22 protein-coding genes, 2 tRNA genes and 4 pseudogenes are annotated in these 25,800 nt (G+C 34.9%); 9 read left to right on the top strand and 19 right to left on the bottom strand.

Translation table 11 applies throughout. From position 1 onward, the window contains the following. Positions 1-257: 257 nt before the first annotated feature. Entirely contained in the window at positions 258-2,087 is a 1,830-nt protein-coding gene (gene recQ, locus A9G38_RS06955; RefSeq protein ID WP_034912847.1) for a DNA helicase RecQ, read from the bottom strand. A 281-nt stretch (positions 2,088-2,368) separates the two neighbouring features. On the opposite strand from recQ, the gene A9G38_RS06950 reads away from it, so the two are divergent. Both A9G38_RS06950 and cysK read left to right on the top strand, forming a co-directional pair. Further along, positions 2,369-2,445: transfer RNA gene (locus A9G38_RS06950), tRNA-Val, on the top strand. 486 nt (positions 2,446-2,931) lie between these two features. Further along, a complete protein-coding gene (gene cysK / locus A9G38_RS06945; protein WP_034912841.1) occupies positions 2,932-3,897 on the top strand; it encodes a cysteine synthase A in 966 nt (321 codons plus the stop codon). 93 nt (positions 3,898-3,990) lie between these two features. Here cysK and ruvB read toward each other — a convergent pair whose 3' ends face one another. From ruvB to A9G38_RS06915, 6 genes are all read right to left on the bottom strand, one after another. After that, positions 3,991-4,995, bottom strand: a complete 1,005-nt coding sequence (gene ruvB / locus A9G38_RS06940; RefSeq protein WP_034912838.1) for a Holliday junction branch migration DNA helicase RuvB — start codon at positions 4,993-4,995, stop codon at positions 3,991-3,993. 13 nt (positions 4,996-5,008) lie between these two features. After that, positions 5,009-5,617, bottom strand: a complete 609-nt coding sequence (gene ruvA, locus A9G38_RS06935; protein WP_034912833.1) for a Holliday junction branch migration protein RuvA — start codon at positions 5,615-5,617, stop codon at positions 5,009-5,011. A 182-nt stretch (positions 5,618-5,799) separates the two neighbouring features. Then, positions 5,800-6,138 carry a YbaB/EbfC family nucleoid-associated protein gene (locus A9G38_RS06930; RefSeq protein WP_034912828.1) on the bottom strand — a complete coding sequence of 113 codons (339 nt, stop codon included), beginning with the start codon at positions 6,136-6,138 and terminating at the stop codon, positions 5,800-5,802. Between the two features lie 31 nt (positions 6,139-6,169). Next, the gene (dnaX, locus tag A9G38_RS06925) at positions 6,170-8,359 is read right to left on the bottom strand and encodes a DNA polymerase III subunit gamma/tau (protein ID WP_034912823.1); all 2,190 of its coding nucleotides are present in this window, start codon (positions 8,357-8,359) and stop codon (positions 6,170-6,172) included. Between the two features lie 523 nt (positions 8,360-8,882). Next, positions 8,883-9,338 carry a DNA polymerase III subunit chi gene (locus A9G38_RS06920; RefSeq protein WP_034912821.1) on the bottom strand — a complete coding sequence of 152 codons (456 nt, stop codon included), beginning with the start codon at positions 9,336-9,338 and terminating at the stop codon, positions 8,883-8,885. 16 nt (positions 9,339-9,354) lie between these two features. Then, on the bottom strand, positions 9,355-10,833 hold the full coding sequence (locus tag A9G38_RS06915) for a leucyl aminopeptidase (protein WP_034912818.1): 1,479 nt from the start codon (positions 10,831-10,833) through the stop codon (positions 9,355-9,357). Between the two features lie 137 nt (positions 10,834-10,970). On the opposite strand from A9G38_RS06915, the gene lptF reads away from it, so the two are divergent. Both lptF and lptG read left to right on the top strand, forming a co-directional pair. Continuing rightward, a complete protein-coding gene (gene lptF / locus A9G38_RS06910; protein WP_034912814.1) occupies positions 10,971-12,074 on the top strand; it encodes an LPS export ABC transporter permease LptF in 1,104 nt (367 codons plus the stop codon). 10 nt (positions 12,075-12,084) lie between these two features. After that, complete coding sequence (lptG, locus tag A9G38_RS06905; RefSeq protein ID WP_034912811.1) at positions 12,085-13,149, top strand: LPS export ABC transporter permease LptG; 1,065 nt, start codon at positions 12,085-12,087, stop codon at positions 13,147-13,149. A gap of 60 nt (positions 13,150-13,209) precedes the next feature. On the opposite strand, the gene msrB is transcribed toward lptG, so the two are convergent. The 3 genes and pseudogenes from msrB to msrA form a co-directional block, all read right to left on the bottom strand. Next, positions 13,210-13,653, bottom strand: a complete 444-nt coding sequence (gene msrB, locus A9G38_RS06900) for a peptide-methionine (R)-S-oxide reductase MsrB (RefSeq protein ID WP_176701890.1) — start codon at positions 13,651-13,653, stop codon at positions 13,210-13,212. A gap of 48 nt (positions 13,654-13,701) precedes the next feature. Next, positions 13,702-14,229 carry a cytochrome b gene (locus A9G38_RS06895; protein ID WP_034912808.1) on the bottom strand — a complete coding sequence of 176 codons (528 nt, stop codon included), beginning with the start codon at positions 14,227-14,229 and terminating at the stop codon, positions 13,702-13,704. A 15-nt stretch (positions 14,230-14,244) separates the two neighbouring features. Beyond that, positions 14,245-14,773: pseudogene (gene msrA, locus A9G38_RS06890) on the bottom strand (peptide-methionine (S)-S-oxide reductase MsrA). A gap of 168 nt (positions 14,774-14,941) precedes the next feature. Here msrA and A9G38_RS06885 point away from each other — a divergent pair. After that, a complete protein-coding gene (locus A9G38_RS06885) occupies positions 14,942-15,214 on the top strand; it encodes a DksA/TraR family C4-type zinc finger protein (RefSeq protein WP_034912805.1) in 273 nt (90 codons plus the stop codon). 74 nt (positions 15,215-15,288) lie between these two features. On the opposite strand, the gene A9G38_RS06880 is transcribed toward A9G38_RS06885, so the two are convergent. Then, entirely contained in the window at positions 15,289-15,939 is a 651-nt protein-coding gene (locus A9G38_RS06880; protein WP_034912801.1) for a DUF421 domain-containing protein, read from the bottom strand. A 430-nt stretch (positions 15,940-16,369) separates the two neighbouring features. Here A9G38_RS06880 and A9G38_RS12850 point away from each other — a divergent pair. From A9G38_RS12850 to A9G38_RS12040, 3 genes and pseudogenes are all read left to right on the top strand, one after another. Beyond that, positions 16,370-16,702, top strand: a pseudogene (locus A9G38_RS12850) (SMI1/KNR4 family protein); the annotation flags it as partial. Positions 16,703-16,900: 198 nt separating this feature from the next. Beyond that, a pseudogene (locus A9G38_RS06870) lies at positions 16,901-17,562 on the top strand (IS5 family transposase). Further along, positions 17,541-17,840, top strand: coding sequence for a hypothetical protein (locus tag A9G38_RS12040; protein WP_141671753.1), 300 nt, complete (start codon positions 17,541-17,543; stop codon positions 17,838-17,840). The pseudogene A9G38_RS06870 and the gene A9G38_RS12040 overlap by 22 nt, the downstream one beginning before the upstream one ends. Here A9G38_RS12040 and A9G38_RS12845 read toward each other — a convergent pair. Both A9G38_RS12845 and A9G38_RS06865 read right to left on the bottom strand, forming a co-directional pair. Continuing rightward, positions 17,781-17,948, bottom strand: a pseudogene (locus tag A9G38_RS12845) (IS3 family transposase); the annotation flags it as partial. The gene A9G38_RS12040 and the pseudogene A9G38_RS12845 overlap by 60 nt on opposite strands. 121 nt (positions 17,949-18,069) lie before the next feature. Beyond that, positions 18,070-18,146, bottom strand: a tRNA-Ile gene (locus A9G38_RS06865). A gap of 216 nt (positions 18,147-18,362) precedes the next feature. On the opposite strand from A9G38_RS06865, the gene A9G38_RS06860 reads away from it, so the two are divergent. Next, positions 18,363-18,722 (top strand): DUF4156 domain-containing protein, encoded by a 360-nt coding sequence (locus A9G38_RS06860; RefSeq protein WP_034912779.1) that lies wholly within the window; start codon positions 18,363-18,365, stop codon positions 18,720-18,722. Between the two features lie 76 nt (positions 18,723-18,798). On the opposite strand, the gene serC is transcribed toward A9G38_RS06860, so the two are convergent. The 6 genes from serC to A9G38_RS06830 all read right to left on the bottom strand — a co-directional run. After that, positions 18,799-19,884 carry a 3-phosphoserine/phosphohydroxythreonine transaminase gene (gene serC, locus A9G38_RS06855; protein WP_034912775.1) on the bottom strand — a complete coding sequence of 362 codons (1,086 nt, stop codon included), beginning with the start codon at positions 19,882-19,884 and terminating at the stop codon, positions 18,799-18,801. Positions 19,885-20,031: 147 nt separating this feature from the next. Continuing rightward, positions 20,032-21,417, bottom strand: a complete 1,386-nt coding sequence (gene argH / locus A9G38_RS06850; RefSeq protein ID WP_034912772.1) for an argininosuccinate lyase — start codon at positions 21,415-21,417, stop codon at positions 20,032-20,034. Between the two features lie 174 nt (positions 21,418-21,591). After that, positions 21,592-22,836 (bottom strand): argininosuccinate synthase, encoded by a 1,245-nt coding sequence (locus A9G38_RS06845; RefSeq protein WP_034912769.1) that lies wholly within the window; start codon positions 22,834-22,836, stop codon positions 21,592-21,594. A gap of 104 nt (positions 22,837-22,940) precedes the next feature. Beyond that, positions 22,941-23,720 (bottom strand): acetylglutamate kinase, encoded by a 780-nt coding sequence (gene argB / locus A9G38_RS06840; protein WP_034912765.1) that lies wholly within the window; start codon positions 23,718-23,720, stop codon positions 22,941-22,943. 77 nt (positions 23,721-23,797) lie between these two features. Further along, positions 23,798-24,808, bottom strand: coding sequence for an N-acetyl-gamma-glutamyl-phosphate reductase (gene argC, locus A9G38_RS06835; protein ID WP_034912762.1), 1,011 nt, complete (start codon positions 24,806-24,808; stop codon positions 23,798-23,800). Positions 24,809-24,985: 177 nt separating this feature from the next. Further along, on the bottom strand, positions 24,986-25,800 hold an 815-nt coding region (locus A9G38_RS06830; RefSeq protein ID WP_065623198.1), incomplete at its 5' end, for an IS30 family transposase.

The following is a 25,800-nucleotide window of genomic DNA, read 5'->3' as shown; positions in this document are numbered from 1 at the left end:
GTAAATTATTTGAAGTCGTTGCATTATAGCTTAATCAGCTTGATATTCAATCAAATTAGATATCAATAACATTTAAAATAAATTAGTAAGATATAATTTTAATAATTATAAAATTAAAAGAAAAACAGTAGATTATTTTATTAATTAGATACAGAAAGAAGGAAACAACACATGAAATGTAACCATTAGGTACCTTTTGAAGATTACCAGAACCAAACGATATAAAAGCTCAAGAAATATTTTTCAGTATAAAATTGTTACATATTTTTTATCATAAATTCATTTATTTCATCTAAAAACAAATTACCATATTTTTGTAACTTAATTTTACCCACACCAGTAACGTTAATTAGCTGTTTTTTACTTTCAGGTTTAGTCTGAACCATCTCAAGCAATGTTGCATCACTAAAAACAATATAGGGAGGAATATCTTCAGCATCGGCAATACTCTTGCGTAATCTTTTAAGATTATTAAATAAAATACGCTCTTCGTAAGATAGAATTGTTGTTAAATTAATTGCTCTTGCATAGCGATTAATTCTGCTTTTCTTAACAATTTCTAAACGTGGTTTAGCTAATGATAATGATATTTCACCTCTTAGTATTAGACGCGCTTTTTGTGTTAACTGAAGCGTAGTAAAAGCAGATATATTTTGACTTAAATACCCCAAATAAACTAGCTGTCTAATAACACTTAGCCAATAATCTGATGAATGCTGCTTACCAATGCCATAAACCGATAACTTATCATGACCATTTTCTTTAATTTGAGATCGCCCAGAACCACGTAACACGTCAATAATATATTGAGCACCATAATGCTGTTCTACACGATAAACACAAGATAAAACTTTTTGTGCATCAATTAAACCGTTATAAAGCTCTGGAGGATATAAACAAACATCGCAGTTATTACATGGTTCGGTCCTCTCTTCACCAAAATAATTAAGCAACACAATGCGCCGACAAGTCAAACCTTGTGCAAAAGCCTCCATTGCATTGATCTTTTGTAATTCTATATCTTGACGTTGACCATTCCCTTTTTTAATAACTTGTTGCTGATACCAATTAAGATCTTTACTATTAAATAATAGTATAGCTTCAGCTGGTACACCATCACGACCTGCACGGCCTGTTTCTTGATAATAAGATTCAATCGTTCTTGGGCTATCAGCATGAACAACAAAACGCACATTAGGTTTGTTAATTCCCATACCAAATGCAACGGTAGCTACAATAATTTGCACATTATCTTTTATAAAATCTTCTTGGGCCTGTTGACGTTCATTATTAGTCAACCCCGCATGATAAGCCTTAACAGAAAACCCACGGGAAGCAAGCCTAGTTGTCATATCTTCAACTCTAGAACGGCTTGAACAATAAATAATTCCACTATTGCCTTTTTGCGTCTCAATAAAAGAAACAACTTGTTCAAGTTGATTAAATTTTTCAACAACTGTATAACGAATATTAGAGCGATCAAAGCTTCTTACTACAACCAATGGGTTAACCAAATTAAGTTGATGAATAATATCTGTTTGTGTCATTTTGTCTGCTGTTGCAGTCAATGCAACAATAGGGACTTTAGGGAAACGAATAGAAAGTTGTCCTAATTGCCTATAATCAGGCCTAAAATCATGCCCCCATTGAGAAATGCAATGCGCCTCATCAATAGCTATTAATGAAGGAGGATACTCATCAATTAATGAAGAAAAAGAGTAAACACTCAATCTTTCAGGAGAGACGTATAATAGTTTTATAGAATGATCCAAATACTGTTCGATAACTTTTTGTTGTTCTGTAGATGATTGTGAGGCATTAAGATAGGCAGCAGCAATACCATTAGCTAATAATTGATCAACCTGATCTTTCATCAAAGAAATTAAGGGTGAAACAACTATTGCTGTTCCTGGTAATAAAACTGCGGGAATTTGATAACATAAAGATTTTCCGCCCCCAGTTGGAATAATTGTTAAAGTATCACGACCATCAATAATAGATTCAATAATTTCTCTTTGTTGATTTCGAAATGACTTGTAACCAAAAACATTTTGTAAAACATCTTCAATATGATCTTTTATTGACATACTAACCTAAACATATAAAATCCGACTTGGGCTAGCGAGTATAGCTAAATTAAAGTAAACAAACCACCATCAATTTTCGAAAACTGGTAATTCAATCCGAAAAATAAAATGTTTTTTAAACAGCTGCATTAAACAATATCTATTGTAATTCTTAGAATTTATTGCATATTACGTTTATTCTATAATAAATTTAGTTCAACAGACTAAAAAAACAGCTATTTTTTTATTTTTTTACTTGATACAAAGCGATTTGACAGTTAATATTTGCGTGTTTCAAATATACGCCCGTAGCTCAGTTGGTTAGAGCATCACCTTGACATGGTGGGGGTCAGTGGTTCGAGTCCACCCGGGCGTACCATATGATGGTCTATTTAAAATTATCCAAATAAGCCAGATTATCATCTATTCAATTAAAATTCAGCTGTATTAAGCCCTAGCCATACTTCCTATTACTGATATGAGAAAAATAGTCAAAATAAACATCGTAAAAAATTACCTAACCTGTACTAATTTATATTTGCTTCATTAATTTATTTTTAGTTTATCATAACAATGACCTTATAAAACTGGTACTAATTAGTGTAGCCGATCCAGAATTTGTTGATTTAAAGTCATATATTTTGTAATAACATATTTTTTAACAAAAATTCAATTTTAGAATCTTGGCGATTACTAACATTTATAAAAAACTCCTACAAACAAAGATCACCTTATAGCTCAAATGAATATCATTATAATAATTAATTAGTACCATCTTTTTAGGTAGTATTTATAATGATAAATATGATTAAGTAATTAGAGAGAGTTTCTCTTGAGCTAATTGAAACTAAAGAAGGACTTTATTATGAGTAAGATTTTTGATGATAATTCACAAACTATTGGGTATACACCATTAGTGAGATTAAAGCATTTTGGTCACGGTAATATTTTAGCCAAAGTTGAGTCTCGCAATCCAAGTTTTAGCGTCAAATGCCGCATTGCCTCAAACATGATTTGGGATGCTGAAAAGCGTGGTTTATTAACTACTGATGTTGAATTAATTGAACCAACAAGTGGTAATACTGGGATTGCACTTGCAGCTGTAGCCGCTGCTCGAGGCTATAAACTAACGTTAACCATGCCTGAAAGCATGAGTATTGAACGCAGAAAGCTACTAAAAGCCTTAGGAGCTAACTTAGTATTAACTGAAGCTGCTAAAGGTATGAAAGGTGCAATCGAAAAAGCAGAGGAAATGATGGCAAGGGATCCTAAAAAGAACCTGATGCTACAACAATTTAGTAATCCTGCTAATCCAGAAATTCACGAAAAAACAACGGGTCCTGAAATTTGGCAAGATACCGATGGTAAAGTCGATATTTTTATTGCTGGAGTAGGAACGGGCGGTACATTTACAGGTGTAACACGTTATATCAAAAAAACGCAGGGTAAAAATATAACTGCTGTTGCCATTGAGCCAACCAACTCACCAGTAATCAGTCAAACACTAGCAGGTGAACCAATTAAGCCGGGACCTCACAAAATTCAAGGTATTGGAGCTGGTTTTATTCCTGCAAATCTTGATTTAAGTTTAATTGATGTGGTGGAAAAAGTATCAAATGAAGAAGCGATCAAAACAGCCCGTAATTTGATGGAAAAAGAAGGTATTTTAGCAGGAATTTCATCTGGTGCCGCCGTTTATGCTGCCGATCGATTAGCAAAATTACCAGAAAATGCTAATAAAACTATTGTAGCCATTTTACCTTCTTCTGGTGAACGCTACTTAAGTACTGACTTATTTAGTGGCATGTTTACTGAAAAAGAGCTCGATTAAATTCCAAATAGGATTAAACTTGATTAATAAAAAAGCGTGGCTGATCAAATAGCCACGCTTTTTGTTGACATAAACTAGTATAATTTTAACTGTTCAATTATCCTGAATTATCCCAAAATGACGATAAGCATGTGGTGTTGCAATTCTACCACGTGGCGTTCTTTGAATATAACCTTGCTGAATTAAAAAAGGTTCAAGTACATCTTCGATCGTTTCACGCTCTTCACCAATTGCCGCGGCAATGTTATCTAAACCAACAGGGCCACCCATAAATTTTTCTATAATGGCCAGTAATAATTTGCGATCCATATAATCAAAACCTTCATTATCAACATCAAGCATATCTAGCGCTTGAATAGCAATTTTTTTGTCGATAACACCTTTTGATTTTACATCGGCATAATCGCGCACTCGGCGCAAAAGTCGATTTGCAATTCGGGGGGTACCGCGTGAACGTTGGGCAATTAAATGCGCACCTTCGTCTGACAGATCCATACCCAAAAATTTAGCGCTACGGCTAACAATATATTCCAAATCCTCAACCCGATAAAACTCAAGTCTTTGTACAATACCAAAACGATCCCGCAATGGCGAAGTTAACGACCCTGCACGAGTTGTTGCACCTATTAATGTAAAGGGGGGAAGATCGATTTTGATTGAACGTGCAGCAGGTCCTTCACCAATCATAATATCTAATTGATAATCTTCCATAGCTGGATATAAAATTTCTTCAACTACAGGCGAAAGCCGATGAATCTCATCAATAAACAGCACATCGTTTGGCTCTAGATTAGTTAGCATAGCGGCTAAATCGCCGGCTTTTTCTAAAACAGGGCCTGATGTAGTGCGTAAATTTACATTCATTTCGTTTGCGACAATATTAGCCAATGTAGTTTTTCCAAGCCCTGGAGGACCAAAAATAAGCACATGATCAAGTGCATCACTGCGTTGTTTAGCGGCTTGAATAAATATCTTCATTTGCTCACGAACTTGCGGTTGACCAATGTATTCGTCTAAATATTTTGGACGAATTGCACGATCTAATGACTCTTCTTCCTTTTGCGCTTGTGGTGCAATCAAACGATCCGCTTCAATCATAATAAATCTCTATTTACAATACCGATTTTAAGGCTTTACGAATCAGCGTTTCGCAATCCATATCTGGATTAATTACTTTACTAATAATACGACTGGCTTCTTGTGGTTTATAACCTAATGCAATTAAAGCTGAAACAGCCTCACTTTCAATTTGGTTAGCTAACTTTTGAACACTATCTAAATCAGAAACCAAGCTAACATTTGATGATTGCTCACCAAAATGTTTAAGGCGATCTTTCATCTCAACAATTAATCGTTGTGCAGTCTTATTACCTACTCCAGGCAATTTAACTAGTGTTTTAATTTCACCTTGTTCAACAGCACTAATGAATTGTGCTGCTGACATGCCCGATAAAATGGCTAACGCCAACTTAGGACCAACTCCATTAACTTTAATGAGTTCTCGAAATAATTCACGCTCTTGTTCTTGATTAAAACCATACAGGATTTGGGCATCTTCACGCACGGAAAAATGGGTTAACACAATGACCTCTAGTCCATTTTCGGGTAATTCATAAAAACAGGTCATCGGCATAAACACATCGTAACCGATGCCACCGACTTCTATCAAGACTTTAGGAGGTTGCTTTTCAATAATGGTACCACGTAAACGACCAATCACAATATATCCTTAATAATAAAGCATAACAAATAAGCAAATAATAAGGTGTAGTTTACCCGATAGTAAAAAAATAATAAAGAAAAACTGTATAAATAGACAGGCAATAACGAAAACAATATTGCCGACTTGATACTAAAAGTCGGCAATGTAAAAAGTTTAACTAACTGAATTAATGCGTTAACTTAAAACGGCATTTTAAAACCTGGTGGTAATTGCATACCACCAGTAACCTGAGCCATTCTTTCTTTTTGTGCTTCATCTAAACGGCGAGCCGCATCATTATAAGCCGCAGCAATAAGATCTTCTAACATTTCTTTGTCATCATCAGCCATAAGCGATGGATCAATTTCAACGCGCTTACAACTATGAGCACCATTAATAGTGACTTTAACTAAGCCTGCACCTGATTCGCCAGTAACTTCTAATTTAGCGATCTCCTCTTGTGCTTGTTGCATTTTAGCTTGCATTTGTTGGGCTTGTTTCATTAAATTGCCCAAACCACCTTTTCCACCTGAAAACATAATAATTCCTCATAAAAAAATATAGTCCGCATTATACAGGACGAATACTGGATTCATCAATCTTAGCATCAAAATATCGACAAATTGTAGCCACTTTTGAATCTTCGGCAATGGTTATCTTCGCCTGCGCAAGTTTTTCTTGGTATAACTCTTCGCGCATTTCAACTGGTGTTTTATAATTTACATCATCAATAATAATATCTACATCAAGATCTTGTTTACGATGTTTGCATAGCGCTTTTTTTACTTTGATCACATTCGATACCGAATTAATTAAATGCTTAACGTTTGAACGCAAATGCAACACAATCGTTCCACTATCTACTTGTTCAAAAGCTGAATTAACTACGATTTGCTTAATTAACGGCGGTAAATCTAATTGCTCGATCTCGGCACACCAAGCATCTTTTTGCGCCATTTCGGTAATTAATTTCTTAGCCATTTCAGGAGTTTTATCACCATTTAGTGACTCACGAAAAGCCTTAGTATCGACCACTAGCTCTTCCTTCATTGTAACTAGACCACTAGCTTGCCATCGATAATTTTCAGCAGTAATATCTTCTTTGCTATTGCTGTTATCGATATCGTTTACTGGCACAACGCTCTGTTTAATTCGTGTTAATGATTTATTTATTACTAAATTTTGTGGTTGATTTGCATCAACCGATTCAGACTTTTTTGGATTTTGTTCCTCTTTCAATAACTGCATACGCATTTCTAAAATGCTTTTAGTCACCGATGACACATCATCAGGAATCGTTAGATCCGCCGTTGCTGGTTTGGCTTTAGATGTTGACGCTGTTTTTGAAGACAAAACGGTTAAATCGTTATGCTGATTTTGCTCATTTGTTAATGACGAACTTACCACTGGTTGTGGTGTATTCTGTTCGGTATGATTAACTGGCTGGCTCACTGTTGCAAGTATAGGATCAGATTGCTGAATTCGAGATTGTTTTTTAGTTTGATTTACAGCCTGATTATTAACTTCTGCTTGCCTTGATAAATTCGTATGCATTACTGCTTGTGATTGCGATTGGGTATTAGGCAGTTCTTTAGTTTGCTTTTGTGTTTGTGTATGCTTATTGCCTTGAACAGATGCCGAACTAGCCATAACTGGTGGTGTAACAGCATCAACTACCTTTGGCATAAAGGCTAAAGCGCGTAAAAAACTCATCTCGACACCAATTTTTTTATCAGGCGAAAAAGAAAGCTCTTTACGACCCATTAGCAAAATTTGATAAAACAACTGCACATCATTAGGTGCCATATATTGTGCTAAAAAACGTATGCGCTCTTCATTATCAGTATAATCACCCAAAGCAGTTGGCACTACTTGTAATAACGCGATTTGATGCAATAAGGTAATAGTTTCGGCTAACAGATTATCCCAATCAGCGCCTTGTATAGCTGCTGCTTCAATTTGTTGCATTAAGGCATTACCATCACTATTATGCAATGCTTCAACAATTGTAAAAGGAACCGACTTATCAATTGTGCCAAGCATTACCGACACTGATTCTACATCGACCTTACCATTAGCAAGAGCAATCGCTTGATCGGTTAAGCTCAGCGCATCACGCATACTGCCATTAGCGGCTTTAGCTAATAACCCAATGGCTTTCGGATCGCTGCTGATTTGCTCTAATTTCAAAATATGTTCAAGTTGCTGACCAATTAATGTTGTATCTAATACATTTAAATGCAAATGCAAACAACGCGATAAAATCGTTATAGGTAATTTTTGAGGATCTGTAGTTGCCAATAAAAACTTAACATGCTCAGGAGGCTCCTCTAGGGTCTTAAGAAGTGCATTAAAGCTACTGCGCGATAACATATGCACTTCATCAATCAAATAAACCTTAAAGCGCCCTTTAGTTGGTAAATATTGGATGTTATCAAGTATTTCACGAGTGTCTTCGACCTTGGTACGAGATGCGGCATCAATTTCAAGTAAATCAACAAAACGACCTTGTTCAATATAACGACAATTATCACAAACTCCACATGGAGTAGCTGTAATTCCAGTTTCACAATTCAGTCCTTTTGCTAGCAAACGCGCAATTGACGTTTTACCTACTCCTCGAGTGCCTGAAAACAAATAAGCATGATGAACTCGCCCTAGCGAAAGTGCATTAGACAAAATTTTAAGGACATGCTGCTGCCCCACAACCTCAGAAAATGATTTTGGTCGCCATTTGCGTGCCAGAACTTGATAACTCATAATCGCCATAACTCATTGCCGTTGAATTTGGCCCTAATCATATCATAAACTGGCAAAATAGTCTTGATACAGTCAATAATCGATGCAATATTAATCAACAAAATTTAGCTTGAGAAAAACCTAAATTTGTTATTAAAAAATAGAAGTGTAATGGCGCTAACCTAAATATACCTAACAAATTGTAAAAGGAAACATATAAGAAAGCACAACAAAAAAAGAACGTGTTTCTAAACCGCCTATACGGCGTTAATCTAGAAGCAGATATACTATAAACATAGTTTTGCAAAAGCAAAACAGGTTTTCTACTTTAAAATACCCTTTTCTACAAGATAATTTTAATTTATTGTTTTTCATTAATTTTTACCTGTCAATAAAAAAAGGGTTGGCGTGAATTTTGAGTTTTTGGATAATGCGCAGATTTCACCATTAAAAAATCCTTCCGGTAGACTATTGATTTTATTTAATTTTAATATTAACTTTTAGAAAAGACAATCAATAAAAAAATAAACAAACTTCCCTAATATTATTCGCAATTAATTGAAATCGTTTTAAGATTAAATCCTGCCTCTTTATACAACCTGTACCGTTCCCTTGCTAATGACTTTAACTGCTCATCAACTGGCACAAAATCGATAATATCACGATAAACACCTGCAAATTCAGGAAATTGTTCTTGTAAATTAATAAGTAGCTGACGTGTGCCGCTACTGCGTTTTTGTGGCCAGCTAATTTCAACAGGTGATCCCCCTTTCATACCTTCACCGGCCAAATTATGCGGAACAAAATTGTCGGTTTCGAGTTGCCAAAGGTACTCGTCTATTCGTTCTGCTTGAGCCTGATCTTGACAAGCAACTTGCACACGCTGATTGGCATGCCATGCTTCAATTATTTTTTTGCATGCTAGTTTTTCATAAAAAAGCACGCCAGACTCGTTGGCTTCTGTTTGGTTTTCAAGTAAATAGAAGATCACTTTTTTCATAAAATATTAACTCGATTTATTGATCTAGTAGATATTGAATCAACATGGCAACTGGACGACCCGTTGCACCTTTTTGTCTTCCTGATTTCCACGCTGTACCAGCAATATCTAGATGTGCCCATTGATATTTTTCGGTAAAACGTGATAAGAAGCATGCCGCAGTAATGGTGCCGCCATCTCGGCCACCAGCATTAACAATATCAGCACAGGTTGATTTGATTTGTTCTTGGAATTCACTATCAATCGGTAGCTCCCATACTTTGTCGCCTGCTTTGTTGGATGATGAAATCAATTGTGCAATTAATTTGTCGTTATTACCCATTACTCCAGTATAGTGATGTCCCAATGCAACGATACAAGCGCCGGTTAAAGTGGCAATATCAATAACAGTTTTTGGATTGTAACGTTCTACATATGTTAAAGCATCACATAAGACTAAGCGACCTTCAGCATCAGTATTAATCACTTCAACTGTAGTACCTGACATGGTTGTCAATATGTCGCCAGGGCGATAGCTGTTGCCGTCAGGCATGTTTTCACAACCCGCCATGACTCCAACAACGTTAATAGGTAATTTTAACTCTGCCACAGCCTGCATAACACCATAAACGGTTGCCGCACCGCACATATCGTATTTCATTTCGTCCATGCCTGCAGATGGTTTGATAGATATTCCGCCTGAATCAAAGGTTAGTCCCTTGCCGACTAAAACATACGGCTGAGCTTTTTTATCTTTAGCACCATTGTATTCAATAATGGTCATGATTGATTCGTTTTGCGAGCCCCGCCCTACTGCTAAGTAGGCGTTCATGTTTAATTTTGCCAATTCGCTTTCGCCAAGGCATGTTACTTTTAATGATGAATGCAGTTTGCCTAGTTGTTTACCTTGTTCGGCTAAGTATTTTGCGTTACAAATATTTGGCGGCATATTGGCAATTGCTTTTGTTGCAGTAATAGCATTAGCAATAATTTGCCCTTGTAACAAGTTATCAGTTAATGCTGATAACGCTTCTTTATCATGAATTAATAATGTCACTTTAGTTAGGCTTGGTACAGGATCTTTAGTCGTTTTAAAGTCATCAAACCGATAAGTTATATCGCTAATAATTTGCGGCAGTTGTTTGGCTATTTCAAGGCTAGTTACTTCATTGAATGCTAATAGATCCCATGCAATATTTTTAACTTTTTTAGCTAGTAGTTCTTTTATTACCACTTTAATAACGGTTTTAGCTTGAACTAAGTCAAATGTTTTTGCTTTGCCACAACCAACAAATAAAAGTTTTTGTTTTAAATTGTTATTTGGATGTAGCAAAGTAGTTTTACCTAGTTCGCAACTTATATCACCTGATTTGATAAGCTGACTAACTAAACCATTGGTTGATTTATCGATATCTTTGACAAAATCAGACTGGCTTTTTCTTGAATCAATTGAAACAACTAAACACTCTGTTTTTTGTTTAGTTATAATAGTACTGCTTTTTATTTGAAATTCCATGGTGCTTCTCGTTTATGAATTAGTTCAGAAAAATTATATTCTATCGGTTCATTGTTGGATAGCAACAAAAAGATAACTAAAACGAAACAAATCAGATTATAATAGTCTGATTTTGTGCCAACAGATAAAGGTAAGATGTGATAATTCGTCGATATTTAGTGAAAGAAACATTGAAAACCCAAGGGGCAATTTTATTTATTTTGTTGCTGATTTTCTTTTCTCAAAAATTAATTAGAATTTTGTCGAGCGCAATCGATGGTTCAATCCCTCGTGAATTAATTATGCCGTTACTAGTTTTAGGCGTATCAAATATGGCCGATCTTATTTTGCCGCTGAGCCTTTTTCTTGGTGTACTTGTTACTTTCGGGCGACTTTATTCTGATAGTGAAATGGTAGCTATGCATGCATGTGGTGTTAAGAAAAACTTAACTTATCAAGTAGTATTTTTTCTATGCATTTTAACTAGCATATTAACCGTAATGAATTCACTTTGGTTTGGTCCTTGGTCTAACGTTAAGCAAGATCAGTTGGTTGCTAATGCTAAGATCAATCCTAGTTTAGCTGGATTATTAGCAGGACAATTCCAACAAACGCCAGATGGTAATTCAGTTATTTACATTGGTAATGTGGATAATAACAATTTAGAAAATGTATTTATTGCTCAAATCAATCCAAAAGCAAATCAACGACCTTCTATTATTATTGCTAATAAAGGTAAGACTGGACACGATAACGAAGGTAACCAAATTATTACACTTGAAAATGCTAATCGTTATGAAGGCACAGCACAATTAAAAGATTTTAGAATTTCAAACTTTCATAATTATTTAGGTATCATAAAACCCAAAGAGTTAAATACTAACGAGGATAACGATAAAGTTGATGTTCAGCAATTTGGAATATTAGAGCTTATTAATACTAATACACCTAAAGCTGTTGCGGAATTTTATTGGCGGATAACGCTAATTATTTCAGTACCATTAATGGCCTTTTTAGTTATTCCACTGAGCGTATCAAACCCACGACAAGGACGCCTTGCGCAAGTTTTACCAGCTTTACTGATCTATTTAGTTTACTTTTTATCGGCCAGTTCAATTAAGGCTAATGCTGGTAAAGGTCGGTTAGATCCCGAATTGTGGTTTTATATATTGAATTTAGGATATTTTGTGTTAGCGATAATATTGAATTGTTGGGACAACCTATTTATGCGTAAACTTCGCTTAAAATATTCGGCATCTTAAGGAGCAAAGCGTGTTTTCGATTTTAGAACGTTATATCGGTAAAACTATTTTAAGCACCATTGGTGTTAGTCTTTTTTTACTTATTAGTTTGTCGGGTATCATCCGTTTTATTGATCAGCTTCGAAAAATTAAAGTTGATTATGATGCGTTTTCTGTCGGTATTTATACGCTTTTAATGGCTCCAAAAGATTTAGAAGTATTCTTCCCGATGGCAGCGTTATTGGGTGCATTGATTGGTTTAGGATTGTTAGCATCCCGCAGTGAATTAATTGTAATGGAAACATCTGGCTTTAGTCGTTTCAAAATTGCATTTGCGGTGATGAAAACAGCATTACCACTAGTACTAATTACAATGGCGATTGGTGAATGGGTTGCCCCAGTTAGCGAGCAAACTGCACGCAATATGCGTTCTGAAAAGCTTTATGGTAATTCGTTAATGGCTGAACAAGGCAGTCTTTGGGCTAAAGATGGTAATGATTATGTATTTATTGGCCATGTAAATAACGATAATTCGATTTCGAATGTTTATATTTATTCAGTTGACCAAAATAAGCTTCAATCCATTACCTATGCTGCTTATGGAGTGTATGAAAATGATACTTGGACATTATCGCAAGTTGAAAAAAATGATCTAACAGTGCCCAATAAAGTAGTTGGTGTAAATACGATATCCATGCCTTGGAAAACAAGCATTACTCCTGATAAATTAAATATTGTCGCATTTGATCCTGACTCGTTGTCGGCTTCAGGACTTTATGAGTATTCACAATATCTAAAAAACTCTGGGCAAGATACTAAGTATTATGATTTGCTGTTTTGGAAAAAGATCATTAAACCAATTTCAGTTGCTGTGATGATGTTGTTAGCTTTATCGTTTATTTTTGGTCCATTGCGTAGCGTATCAATGGGGATTCGTGTGGTGATAGGTATCAGCTTTGGCTTCTTATTTTACATTGCCGATAATTTGTTTGCGCAAGTAAGTATTGTTATTGGTATTTACCCTGTTATTGGTTCCCTTATAACCAGTTTCGTATTTTTATTGATTAGTTATATTTTATTTAAACGAAAAAACTAGGTCTTTTAAAATTTTATCCTATCATCTGATTAAGATGATAGGATTTTTATATTGTAGCGATTATGCTGTCTGTGATTGTTTATCAAATAGGTTTAAATATTGCCCATAACCTGCATCTTCCAGTTCCTCTTTAGGTATAAATCGTAAGGAAGCTGAGTTAATACAATAACGTAATCCACCTAACTCTTTTGGGCCATCATTAAAGACATGCCCAAGATGAGAATCAGCTTCCACAGATCGCACTTCAATACGCCTCATACCAAAACTGGTGTCCTTTTTTTCAACAATATTGCCCTTTTTTATCGGTTTAGCAAAACTAGGCCAGCCACATCCTGAATCAAATTTATCTAACGAAGTAAATAACGGCTCGCCAGACACAATATCAACATATATCCCTTCCTCATGATTGGAATTAAATTCGTTTTCGAACGGTGGTTCAGTCCCATTTTTTTGAGTTACGTGATATTGCATAGGTGTTAATATAGACAGTGCTTTTTCTTTCATTGTTTTATTCATAAGTCACCTTTATGTTATTTATTTTAAATAATAGAATTAATTACGACTTAACATTGATTGCAATACTTTATCTTTAATCCAAAAATAATGATATAAGGCGCCAGCTATATGTAAAATAAGTAAAATTGCTAATAAATATGAGCTGAACTTATGCATAATATGAAAAAAATCATAAAACATATTAGGCATATCAATAGCCGGAATAGAAATGATGCCCCCAAAATTCAGCGACCGACTACTCATTAAGTACCCAGACATAGGCACAATAATTAAAAAAATGTAAATAAACCCTTGTATGGACTTCGATAAAATACGTTGTAGTTTTTGATTTTTAGGCAAGACATTAGGCACACCTTCGGTTTTAATAATTGTAAAACGCCACAATGTTATTACAAATATCAACACGCCAAAAGATTTATGCAATAAATAAATAGTAAACATACCTCCCAAATAATGTGACAATGTCACTTTAAATAACACTAATAAAAACGTTAATACAATCAGTATCAATGTTAACCAATGAATCCATTTTTGTTTATTACTATATTGCGGATAGTTTTGCATAATTTAATTACCTCTTTATTTTTGCCAATGCTGTGCTAAAAACTTTGATCGCCCTGATAATTGATAATATTGATTATAATGCTGGGGTTGTTTTGTATAATAATGTTGGTGATAATCCTCAGCTAGGTAAAAAGCAACTGCAGGCTCGATAGCGACACCTATAGGCTTATCGAACTTCTTACTATCTTGTAACGCTTGTTTAGACGCTAATGCTAGTTTATGTTGATATTCATTATGATAAAAAATAACAGAACGATAAGAATCACCTCGATCAGCAAATTGCCCTTGAGAATCAGTTGGATCGATTTGTTTCCAAAAAATTTCAAGCAATTTTTTATAACTAATAACTTTTGGATCAAACTTAATTTGTACCGCTTCGGTGTGCTCTGTTATGCCTGAGCAGACTTGTTGATAGGTTGGATTGATAACATTTCCCCCCTGTATATCCTGCTGCAACACTAATAATCCCTTCATACTGATCAAAGGGTTTGACCATACACCAAAAACAACCACCAGCAAATGTTGCTTGTTCATATTGTTGCATAATAATTTCCCACTTAATATGTTAAACAATTCTTCTACTATTTATTGCTTAACTTCAGCATAATCATTAACACTAAAATGCACTGCTATAAATTAGCATACTACTTGAAAATATTTAAAAAAACACCATATCATTAGCCAACTATTTCAGTTATAGAAGGATTCATTTATGGCAAGTGGATGGGCGTCTGACGATGCCGTTAATCAACAAATCGAAGGCACTATTGCTGATGCCATCGAAAACGCAAGAAGACAACTCAATCACAGTACAATTAGCGCTCATTTTTGTATTGAATGCGGAGAGCCTATTGCAAAAGCCAGAAGATCTGCATTGCCTGGCGTACAATATTGTTTGTCTTGCCAACAAGAAATCGATAAACAATTAGCTAAAACATCAAGTCTATATAATCGTCGTGGCAGCAAAGATAGCCAACTACGTTAATTTGAAGATACATTTTTAACCAATTGAGCTAAAATATGGGTGGATTATTATCCACCCTAAGATACAAACAATAGTTATTTTTTACCTTCACGAACAGCGTCATAAGGATAAACAATTAATTTATTATCAAACCATTCAGCACAAAAAATATCTTCTAATTTTTCATAACCTTGTTTTGCAATCTCTTGTTTAACCCAATTTTCATCTTTTTTGAGTTGCTCTAAATTGTCATGGCTAATACCGCCATTTTCAATGATAAGCACAGCAATATCTTTATCACCTTTTTTGATAACAGTTAACGAACCATTTAGTTCATACCAAACCTCTTTTAACTCATCAAAAGAAGCTATGCCTTGTATATTAACTAAGGTTTCAAAATCCCTTACTGGTAAGTTAGCTTTAACAAAATTATCCGTTATTAAATGCCCATTTTTAACAAGTTGGATTGGTTCGCCATCTATAGCATCGCGTAAACGTGAGTTTTTAGATTTGATAAATCGAATTAAAACAAGTAAGCCAGCCCAAATAGCCACTAATCCAGCCGATTCCCAAGAAGATACTGTCGGACTAAGTAAGGCCCCCCCAACCAACGCACCAATAACCATACTACCAACCTGATCAAGCTGTGACATAGGTGCTATTTGGCTTTTACCCGATAACTTCACATAAACAAGTAAAATAATTAAAGCTAATAAAAATTTTGGTGCCATTTCTAATAAATACATTTCCTTTCTCCAAGTTAAACAAAATATGTTGAACTACAATTCCAAATGCAGAATCAATAGAAACTTCTGTATCGAAACGGGTAATAATTTATGTAAAAATCAGTATAATTTCTGTTTAATTGATAATCAATGCGTATCAGTTTTTATGACTAAAACAGGGTATGATTATTAATATAACTTATTGATTGTATTTTACTCTAAAATTTACATAATTTATAAGATTATTACTTTGATTGCGATAACTAATTTCTATTATGCAATGTTGCAAATTGGTGTGTCTTAAGTTTGAAATAAAGGTAAGATATTTACCCACAAAAACGATCAAAAAGTATATATTTCCAGTTAAAAAGGATAATAACAAATGCAACTAATACTCGTAGAATCGGAAAAACAATTATCTCTTGAAGAATTTTAAGAATTTAGCAAATATTTTGATAAAGAGATTCCACTTTCATTTATTGATTTTTACATTAAATTTAATGGTGGTTACCCTCCCGAAAACGGTGAACATAATTTCTTTTTATTAGGTGGCTTTAATCCAATAAAATATGGCGATTTAACTATAGAAGATATTTACACTAATTTAATTGATGACTTTTCTAATTTAAAAGATATGATTCCTTTTGCTTATGATGAGGGTGGAAATTGTTTTTTACTTTCATTAAAAAATGAAAATTATGGAGAAATATATATATGGCTGATGGATGAAAAAGAATTAGTTTTAGTATCTGAATCATTTGATAGTTTTATAAATAAGCTGTAGGAATTAATCGCATTGTTTAAAGTAATTAAAAAAATGTTGCAATGAATATACATAAAAACAAAATTAACGCCTTATAAGTTTTCAGTTGAGTATTTTAATCATAAAATATTAGGGCGTGTTGATCTTTCGTGATTATTTTTAGACGGCATGATATGAGTTATAATAATTCTGCCAAAAACAACCATAACTCGATTCATCATGCCAAGAACAATGCTAACAGATAAACGGTGGGAGAAGCTACTACAAATAATGAAAAATACCGGCCGAGTTTATAATAAATCCGAGCATCGGATGACGTTTGAAGGGATCCTTTTCCGAATGAGAACTGGTATTCCTTGGCGAGATTTGCCAGAAGAGTTTGGTGAATGGAGCACCGTCTATAGACGATTTAATTTGTGGTCTAAAAAAGGAATATTAGTTGATATTTTCAAACAGTTATCACAACTAGCGGATTTTGAATGGGTGTTCCTAGATAGCTCGATTATCAGGGCTCATCAACATAGTACAGGCGCTGCAACGGAGCATTGTGAGCAAATAGGTCATAGCTGTGGCGGTAATTCAACTAAAATTCATCTTGCGGTTGATAGTGGTGGTTTGCCTATTTGTTTTGAGCTTTCTGAAGGATAACGGTTCGTCAAAAAGGCGGACGAACGGTGATTGCTAAACGTAATTATGGTAAGGATATAGATAAAAGCAGTATGGATAGGAGCCTTTATCGCTATCGTCATTTAGTCGAGAATGCCTTTGCTAGAATCAAGCAATATCATTAAATATCAAATAGATACGATAAGTTAGAAAGGAATTATGCCAGTATGGTATCACTGGCATTTATGTTAATGTGGCTGCCAATGTATTGTTGAGTAATTTATGTACAGCAAAGATCAACAGCCCTAACCTCTTGTTGCTTTTTACAGCTTACGATAGTAATAAAGACAATAATATAAATGATCGTATGAAAAAGAAGACGCTGATGAGTGATTTTAAATTATGGGGCTGGGATAAAAAACACATACCATACTCCAGTGTATCAAGGCAAAATACTGATCCTCTCAAAAATATTAGAGATTACCCTTCTTTATTATTTTATTGTTTTGGTAATAGTGTTGTTCATATTATTCAAGCGATATCCAGCCGTTGACTGCCGAAGACGAATACAATTATGATATATTTGAATATATTCAAATAGTGCTTTATTAGACAACTTCCTCGTTTTATAGTAACAACCATGAATAATAGGGATTTTAGTGTATGAAAAAAACTTCCAACAACTGTATTATCCCAAACCTATTTACGGCACAAGGCTCATTAAACGACACAATGGAAAATCTAAGAAATGCTTAAGAACTTATATAAATCATAGTGTTTAATGGTGGCCCCTACTGGACTTGAACCAGTGACCAATCGATTATGAGTCGACTGCTCTGACCAACTGAGCTAAGGGGCCATTTGGATGTGCTACTTAGTTAGTAGGGTTGCGATTATAATAGAGTTAAATCGAATTTGCTATAGTTAATTAATAAAATAGGTCGGTTTGATTATTTATTGTCCTGTGATTTATTAGATTTTATACAAGTTTAATTACTGATATTTTTTGTTTAATTAAACTGCTACAATAATTTAGTTTATTATTGATTGTTGTTTTATTGGTTGAGGAAATATTATGTCTATAAAAAAATTATTATTCATTGGTGTTACGATGGTTGCGACTTTACTTTTAGGTGCTTGTAGTAGTTCTAACTATCAAACTACTTCTGTCGGTAGTCAAGTTCGGTTTATTGATACTAAACCAGCTGCTTCTTGTCAGTTATTAGGTAAAGCAGAGGGGCGTCGTAGTAGTTTTTTTTCTGGTCTTAAAACACATAGTGAGCTTATTCGTGATGCGGCTTCTGACCTGATGAATAAAGCTGCTGCAATGGGTGGTAATGTGATTTATAATGCACAGGATACTTCAATGCAATATATTTCTGATATTGCACCAACAGATGCGGTTATGGTTGGTGAGGTTTATAGCTGTAAATAATGCTGATTAAATGAAAAAGGGAAGTTTTTCCTTCCCTTTTTGCTGATAGTAATAACTTGTAATATTTTGAGTTAATTTAGCTATTTTGTTTTTCAAATCGCTGCATAAAATCAATTAAATAATTGATGCCTTCTTGATCCATAGCGTTATAAATTGATGCTCGCATACCTCCTGCAATTCGGTGACCTTTAATGCCAATAATGTTAGCTTGAGTTGATTCGCTTACAAATTTTTTATCCAACTCTTCATTTGGTGATAAAAAAGTAACATTCATAATTGACCGATTTGCTACTGCAACATTATTTCGATAAAAGTTAGATTGGTCGATGAATTGATATAGTGATTGTGCTTTAGCTTGGTTTCGTTGCTGCATTGCTTTTAATCCACCAAGACTTTTTATCCATTTAAACACTAGCCCCGACAAATACCATGCAAATGTAGGTGGAGTGTTAAACATTGAATCGTTGTCCATTAAGATTTTGTAATCTAGTACTGATGGTAAGATTTTTTTTGCATGGCCAATTAAATCTTCTCGCACAATGATAATGGTAATACCTGATGGACCAATATTTTTTTGAGCACCCGCATAAATTATGCCATATCGATTTATGTCAATAGGTTGCGATAATATACACGATGATAAGTCAGCTACAACGGTTTTGTCACCAAAGTTGGGTTCTTCAAAGATTTGAACGCCATCAATTGTTTCGTTTGGACAATAGTGTACATAGGCAGCATTATCATTTAATTGCCATTCTGACATAGATTTAACAGCCGTTAGTCCGTTTTGTTTGATAACAACATTTTGTTCATTAACTTGGCAATATTTGCTGGCTTCTTTGATTGCGCATTGGCTCCAATAACCACTGTTAATATAGTCGGCACTGGTTTTATTTCCTAAAATATTTAATGGAACTGCAGCAAATTGTGCTCTGGCTCCACCTTGGCAATAAAGAATTTTGTAATTTTTAGGAACGTTTAAGATTTCTCGTAGGTCGTTGGTAGCCTCAATAGCACAGGCGTCAAAATCTTTACCTCTATGGCTTAATTCCATGACTGATGCGCCAGTATTATGCCAATTTAATAATTCAGTTTGAACTTGTTTTAATACTTCAGCAGGCAATTTTGCTGGACCGGCACTAAAATTATAACTTTTACTCATTATGCTTCACTTTAATCCATTCAAAAAAGAGCTCTATTTTTACACTGTATGAACAGATATACAATCATATTTTTTGTTAAAAAGTTTCAGGTAACTATGTGTTTCAGTATAAAAATACCAGCTAATACAGGTATAGTTGTTATTAGATTAATATAGCTGTTTATAAAGTTGTTGCTTGGCAACTTCAATCGCTGATTTTACCTGTTGTGGTGAAACCCCACCTTTGGCACATCGTTTAGCTAGGCATGATTCTAACGATAATATTGGATAAACATCATTATCAATAACTGGGCTAAATTTTTGTAGTTCTTCAAGCGAAAGTTCTTCGAGCGCTTTTTGCTTTGCAATAGCATCAACAACTGCTTCACCAACAATGTGGTGTGCCTCACGGAACGGTATGCCTTTGGCTACTAAATAATCAGCCAGTTCAGTTGCATTAGAATAACCTTGTTTGGCAGCTTCTTGGCAATTTGTGTAGTTAATTTTAATATCCTCTAGTACTAGTGTGGACATATCTAAGCATTCTTGCCAAGTATCAAGTGCGTCAAATAGATGCTCTTTGTCTTCTTGTAAATCTTTATTATAAGCAAGCGGTAAACCTTTGAAGGTCATTAAGGCTCCTGTTAATGCACCCGCAACCCGCCCTATTTTGCCACGAATCAGTTCTAATGCATCTGGATTCTTTTTTTGTGGCATGAGTGAAGATCCTGAAGTCACTCGATCTGATAGTTCAACAAAATTGGCTTCACCACTATTGAAAATAATAAGATCTTCAGCAAAACGCGATAGGTGTACCATACCTATTGAAGCATTATTTAATAGTTCAAGAATGTGATCACGATCAGACACCGAGTCCAAACTATTATTAGTTGCTTGAGCAAATCCTAACCAATGCGCTAATTGTTCACGATCCATTGGATAGGCAGTTCCAGCTAATGCACCTGAGCCTAATGGACTAACATCTAAACGTTGCAATGTATCTTCTAAACGGCTGACATCACGACTTAACATTTCAAAATAAGCCAGGCACCAATGCGCAAATGTAATTGGTTGTGCTCGTTGCAAGTGGGTGTAACCAGGCATAATAGCTTTTTGGTGCTGTTCAGCGGTTGTAACTAGTAATTGGCGTAAGTGATTTATCGCATTAATTAAATGAGGAATTTGCTCTTTACACCATAATTTTAAGTCGGTTGTTGATTGGTCATTACGGCTTCGTCCTGTGTGTAATTTTTTACCTAATTCGCCAATTTTTTCAATCAGTTTTTGTTCAACCCAACTGTGTATGTCTTCGGCATCACTTTGTAAAATTTGGTTAGGATCTTGTTTAACCAATAGCAACAATTCATTTAAGGCTTTTTCTAATTTTTTTTGTTCATCATAAGATATAACGTTAACTGTTACCAATGCTTTTGACCAAGCAATTGAGCCAATGATATCTTGCTCTGCAAGACGATAATCAAAGCGTAATGAATCATTAAAATGCTTAAATCGTTGATCTGCTTCTTGGCTAAAACGCCCACCCCATAATGCCATAATTACCTCAATATTATCTTAAATAAATGTTATCTTAATGATTAGCTGTACAATTTCAATTTTCGTTTTATATATTTATTTTTATAATAAAATTAAATTTAATCAAGAACAATATATACAGGACGTTGCCTGTATATATTTATTATTATCACTAGTATATTTGCAAATTGGCGTTTACTTTTTCGCTTTTTTGGCAGTTTGTTTTTGCTGTTCCTCATTTAAAGCACGTATACGTGATGATAATGAGAATAGACGAATAAATCCTCCTGCATGGCTATGATCATAAACTTCATCTTCACCAAATGTAGCAAATTCTTCATTATATAGGCTATTTGGTGATTTCTTTTGCACGGCAGTTGCATTACCTTTATAAAGTTTAACCACTACTTCACCCGTCATGTCTTGTGCCAAAACTTCAGCCGCGGCTTGAATTGATCGACGATATGGTGCAAACCAGCGCCCATCATAAACAACATAAGCCATTTCAATACCTAGTTGTTCACGCCATTTAAAGCTGTCGCGGTCTAATATTAATTGTTCTAAACCACGTAATGCTGTCATCATTATTGTGCCGCCAGGCGTTTCATAACAACCACGCGATTTGATACCGACTAAGCGATTTTCAATAATATCAACTCGACCAACACCATGTTTTGCACCAATTTTATTTAATGTTGCAACACAGTTATATGGTGATAATTTTTTCCCATTTACTGAAACCACTTCGCCTTTTTCAATACCAATGGTTACTAATTCTGGTTGGTTTGGAGCATCTTCAGGCGAAACAGTCCAAGCCCAGCAATCTGTATTAGCTTGGTTCCATGTGCTTTCTAACACACCACCTTCAGTGGAGATATGCCATGCGTTTTCGTCACGGCTGTAAATTTTTTCAACGGTTGCGGTTGTTGGAATTTTACGAACTTTTAAATAATCAATTAATGCTTCGCGTGAACGCAGATCCCATTCACGCCAAGGAGCAATCACTTTAAGTTGTGGTGCAAGTGCAGTATAGGTTGTTTCAAAACGCACTTGGTCATTGCCTTTACCAGTCGCTCCGTGACAGAGTGTATCAGCCCCGACTTCTAACGCATATTCAACTTGCGCTTTTGCAATAATTGGACGAGCCATTGAGGTACCAAGATAATAAGTTCCTTCGTATAAGGCTCCTGTTTTTAAGACCGGATATACGTAATCTTTAACAAATTCTTCTCTTAAATCAACAACCTTACAAGCAACTGCACCCGATGCTTTAGCCTTTTTTTCTACATCTTTTAGTTCTTTTGGATCTTGACCTACATTAGCAACAAAGGCATAAACTTCACATCCACCATAATTTTCTTTCAACCAAGGAATAATTGCTGATGTATCCAAACCACCTGAATAAGCCAATACGACCTTTTTGGTTCCACTTTTTTTCATGTTATACCCTTTCTAAATTAACTGACGATAAAAATGAGTTAAAGATATTTTTTTATTAATCGTTAGATATAGATAACTAGCTTAATATAATAGCTGCTCAATATCTAAGCAATGATTCTTGTGCCTGTAGTGCCTGATTGCCCATTAAATAATTCGATGAGTTGGTGGGATTCTTTCCAACTAGCAATATCAATTGGTCGTCCTAAGGCCTTGGCGGCTTCGAAAGCTGAATTCACTTTAACGACCATACCGTCTGTAATAACACCTTTAGCAATCAGTTGATCCGCGTGCGATTGAGTTAATGATTTGATGCGTTGTTTGTTGTCGTCAAGTACGCCAACTACATCAGACAATAATATTAAATCAGCATTTAAGGTCTTAGCTAGTGCTACCGCTGCGTGATCGGCATTAACATTCATCATTTGTCCCGCTTGAGTAATACCAATCGAGCTAATAATGGGAAGGTAACCCGAATTAATAAGTAGATTGATTAATGTAGGATCGCCAGCTTTGGCTTCACCAACATAACCTAAATCTTCTGAAATTTGTTTAACTTCTAAACTATTACCATCAGCTAAACAGAGTCCTACACTTGCTATTTGCTGTTTTTTTGCTTCTGACAATAAAGTAGTATTGGCACTGCCAGCAAGGCTACCAACAATAACGTCAATTTGATCAGCAGGAGTTACCCGTAATCCATTGCGACGTACTACGGGTAAAGAAAGTCTATCCATTAATGAATCAACTACCGTACCACCACCATGAACAATAATTAATGATCGTTGAAAATTTTTTTTGTACTCACTAATAACGTCAAATAATTTACTTAAGGCATCTTTATTGTCGAGCAATACGCCTCCAAGTTTTATAATTAATGGTTTCATTTTAGTTTCCTATTAATTTAACCTATTTTTAATTCATTAAAAATTTTGTACAGAGCTTTGAAATAATTCACTCATTTTTATAATAGTGATGTGGTTTCATCAAAATTATATCGAATATTCATACACTGCACAGCTTGTGCTGCTGCGCCTTTTAATAAGTTATCTTCAACAGAAATTAATATTAAATGACGATCTTTTAATACAAATCCAATATCACAATAAGGCAAACCAATGACAGATTTTAATGCTGGCCAATCTTTTTGATAAATTCGAATCAAAGGCTTATTTTTGTAATATTTATTTAGAGCTTTGAGAATATCTTGTGATGTAACACCTTCTTTTACTCGGCAAGTAATTGTGGCGTGGATACCTTGTTGAAAACTGCCTAAATGAGGTGTAAAGATCACTTCTTGACCTAAATGTGTTGCAATTTCGGGTTGGTGTCGATGAGTAAAAAGTCCATAGGCATGTAAACTTACTTCACAAAATATATTATTATGCGAAGGTTTTCGCCCTGCTCCACTCACCCCACTCACAGCATTAATAACAGGCCATTGTGAATTATCTAATAGCCCCTCCTCGATTAATGGTTTTAATGGTAATTGTGATGCTGTAGGGTAACATCCTGGTACAGCAATCAGTTGTGCCTGTTTGATTTGTTCACTATTCCATTCTGCTAAGCCATAAACTGCTTTATCTAGCCATTTTGGATGCTGATGGATAAAACCATAATAATCGGTATAAAAAGAAGTAGAGTTAACTCTAAACGCACCCGACAAATCAAAAACTGTACAACCATGTTCTAAAAAATAAGGAGCTATATTATGGCTGACAGCATGTTCAGTAGCTAAAAAAACAATATCAAGATCATTGATATAGGAAGAATAATCAGCAGTGGCAATAAGTGGTAAGTCAACAACACCTTTTAACTGAGGGTGTAAATCATAATCAGAAATAAGCTTACCACCGTCTTGGCTGTTTTCAGACACAGTTAAAGCAATAAGTTGTATATGCGGATGCTTGTGTAAATAATGAGCTAATCTTGCCCCTGCATAACCACTTGCACCAACAATAATTGCTTTTAACATACCCTACCCTTATCTATTTTTTATGCAATAATGTGCATATAGTAGGTTATTTATGAGGCTATTACAAGCATAAAATGAATTTTTATTCACTTTTTGCGAATTTAATTTCAAATATTTTTTGTAGACACCCTAATATTCTAACGTATTATGTTGTATTAAATTGTTTTTTAGTAAATCCTAGATTACACCATGAAGTGCAATTCTTCTTAGCTCCTTAGAATAAAAATCGGCAGGGCTTTTAAACTTATGCCGTTTTCTTGGGCGTGTGTTCAATAGATATTGTATTTTCTTTATCTGTTTGTCGTCAACTAATGAAATGGCCGCTGACTTAGGTATAAACTGACGTATTAAGCCATTGGTGTTTTCATTTGTGCCTCTTTGCCAGCTTTTATAAGGCTCCGCAAAGTACACGGTGGTGTTTAAATAATACTCAATAGCATGATGATAATTAAATTTGGTTCCATTATCAAAGGTGATGCTTTTAACCATTTTTTTAAACGGCGTTAGCAATTTTATTATCATATCTCTCGTTTCGGAGGCGGTACGTTGATTGAGGAGCCCAATTAATACTAGCCCTGTTTTGCGTTCAACTAATGTCACCAATGCTTGCTTGTCTTTACGGCTAATAATCGTATCTCCCTCCCAATGTCCTCGCGTTTTCCGGCTTTCTACATAACTTGGACGTTGTTTAATTGACCGTTTATAACGGCGGTCTCCTTCTTTAATACTCGGTGCCTTACAATGCCTATAGGCTTTGCCTTTTCGCCTTAGATAAGGTTTGAATTGTTCATAGCGCGCTTTATTTTGATAAAGATAGTTATAGATTGATTGGACGCTGACTTTCTTTAAACGTGCAGCAATCTGCTCTGGGCTGTAATAAAGCATGAGGTATTTTTCAACTTGACGCCATACCGAAGACTCTATTGCCTTACCATTACCGCTGTTTTTTCGCCTTTTCCTAGCTAGGGTTACCGCATCATGTGCTTGATAGG

It is taken from the genome of Gilliamella sp. Imp1-1, assembly GCF_001690415.1.
Lineage (GTDB): Bacteria > Pseudomonadota > Gammaproteobacteria > Enterobacterales > Orbaceae > Gilliamella > Gilliamella bombi.
This window is presented reverse-complemented; position numbering and strand designations above follow the sequence as displayed.

Excerpts from the sequence above, each read along its gene's own strand:
- recQ (WP_034912847.1), bottom strand. The coding sequence starts at position 2,087 with ATGTCAATAAAAGATCATATTGAAGATGTTTTACAAAATGTTTTTGGT.
- cysK (WP_034912841.1), top strand. The coding sequence starts at position 2,932 with ATGAGTAAGATTTTTGATGATAATTCACAAACTATTGGGTATACACCA.
- ruvB (WP_034912838.1), bottom strand. The coding sequence starts at position 4,995 with ATGATTGAAGCGGATCGTTTGATTGCACCACAAGCGCAAAAGGAAGAA.
- A9G38_RS06930 (WP_034912828.1), bottom strand. The coding sequence starts at position 6,138 with ATGTTTTCAGGTGGAAAAGGTGGTTTGGGCAATTTAATGAAACAAGCC.
- dnaX (WP_034912823.1), bottom strand. The coding sequence starts at position 8,359 with ATGAGTTATCAAGTTCTGGCACGCAAATGGCGACCAAAATCATTTTCT.
- A9G38_RS06920 (WP_034912821.1), bottom strand. The coding sequence starts at position 9,338 with ATGAAAAAAGTGATCTTCTATTTACTTGAAAACCAAACAGAAGCCAAC.
- A9G38_RS06915 (WP_034912818.1), bottom strand. The coding sequence starts at position 10,833 with ATGGAATTTCAAATAAAAAGCAGTACTATTATAACTAAACAAAAAACA.
- msrB (WP_176701890.1), bottom strand. The coding sequence starts at position 13,653 with ATGAAAGAAAAAGCACTGTCTATATTAACACCTATGCAATATCACGTA.
- A9G38_RS06895 (WP_034912808.1), bottom strand. The coding sequence starts at position 14,229 with ATGCAAAACTATCCGCAATATAGTAATAAACAAAAATGGATTCATTGG.
- A9G38_RS06885 (WP_034912805.1), top strand. The coding sequence starts at position 14,942 with ATGGCAAGTGGATGGGCGTCTGACGATGCCGTTAATCAACAAATCGAA.
- A9G38_RS06880 (WP_034912801.1), bottom strand. The coding sequence starts at position 15,939 with ATGTATTTATTAGAAATGGCACCAAAATTTTTATTAGCTTTAATTATT.
- A9G38_RS06860 (WP_034912779.1), top strand. The coding sequence starts at position 18,363 with ATGTCTATAAAAAAATTATTATTCATTGGTGTTACGATGGTTGCGACT.
- serC (WP_034912775.1), bottom strand. The coding sequence starts at position 19,884 with ATGAGTAAAAGTTATAATTTTAGTGCCGGTCCAGCAAAATTGCCTGCT.
- argH (WP_034912772.1), bottom strand. The coding sequence starts at position 21,417 with ATGGCATTATGGGGTGGGCGTTTTAGCCAAGAAGCAGATCAACGATTT.
- A9G38_RS06845 (WP_034912769.1), bottom strand. The coding sequence starts at position 22,836 with ATGAAAAAAAGTGGAACCAAAAAGGTCGTATTGGCTTATTCAGGTGGT.
- argB (WP_034912765.1), bottom strand. The coding sequence starts at position 23,720 with ATGAAACCATTAATTATAAAACTTGGAGGCGTATTGCTCGACAATAAA.
- argC (WP_034912762.1), bottom strand. The coding sequence starts at position 24,808 with ATGTTAAAAGCAATTATTGTTGGTGCAAGTGGTTATGCAGGGGCAAGA.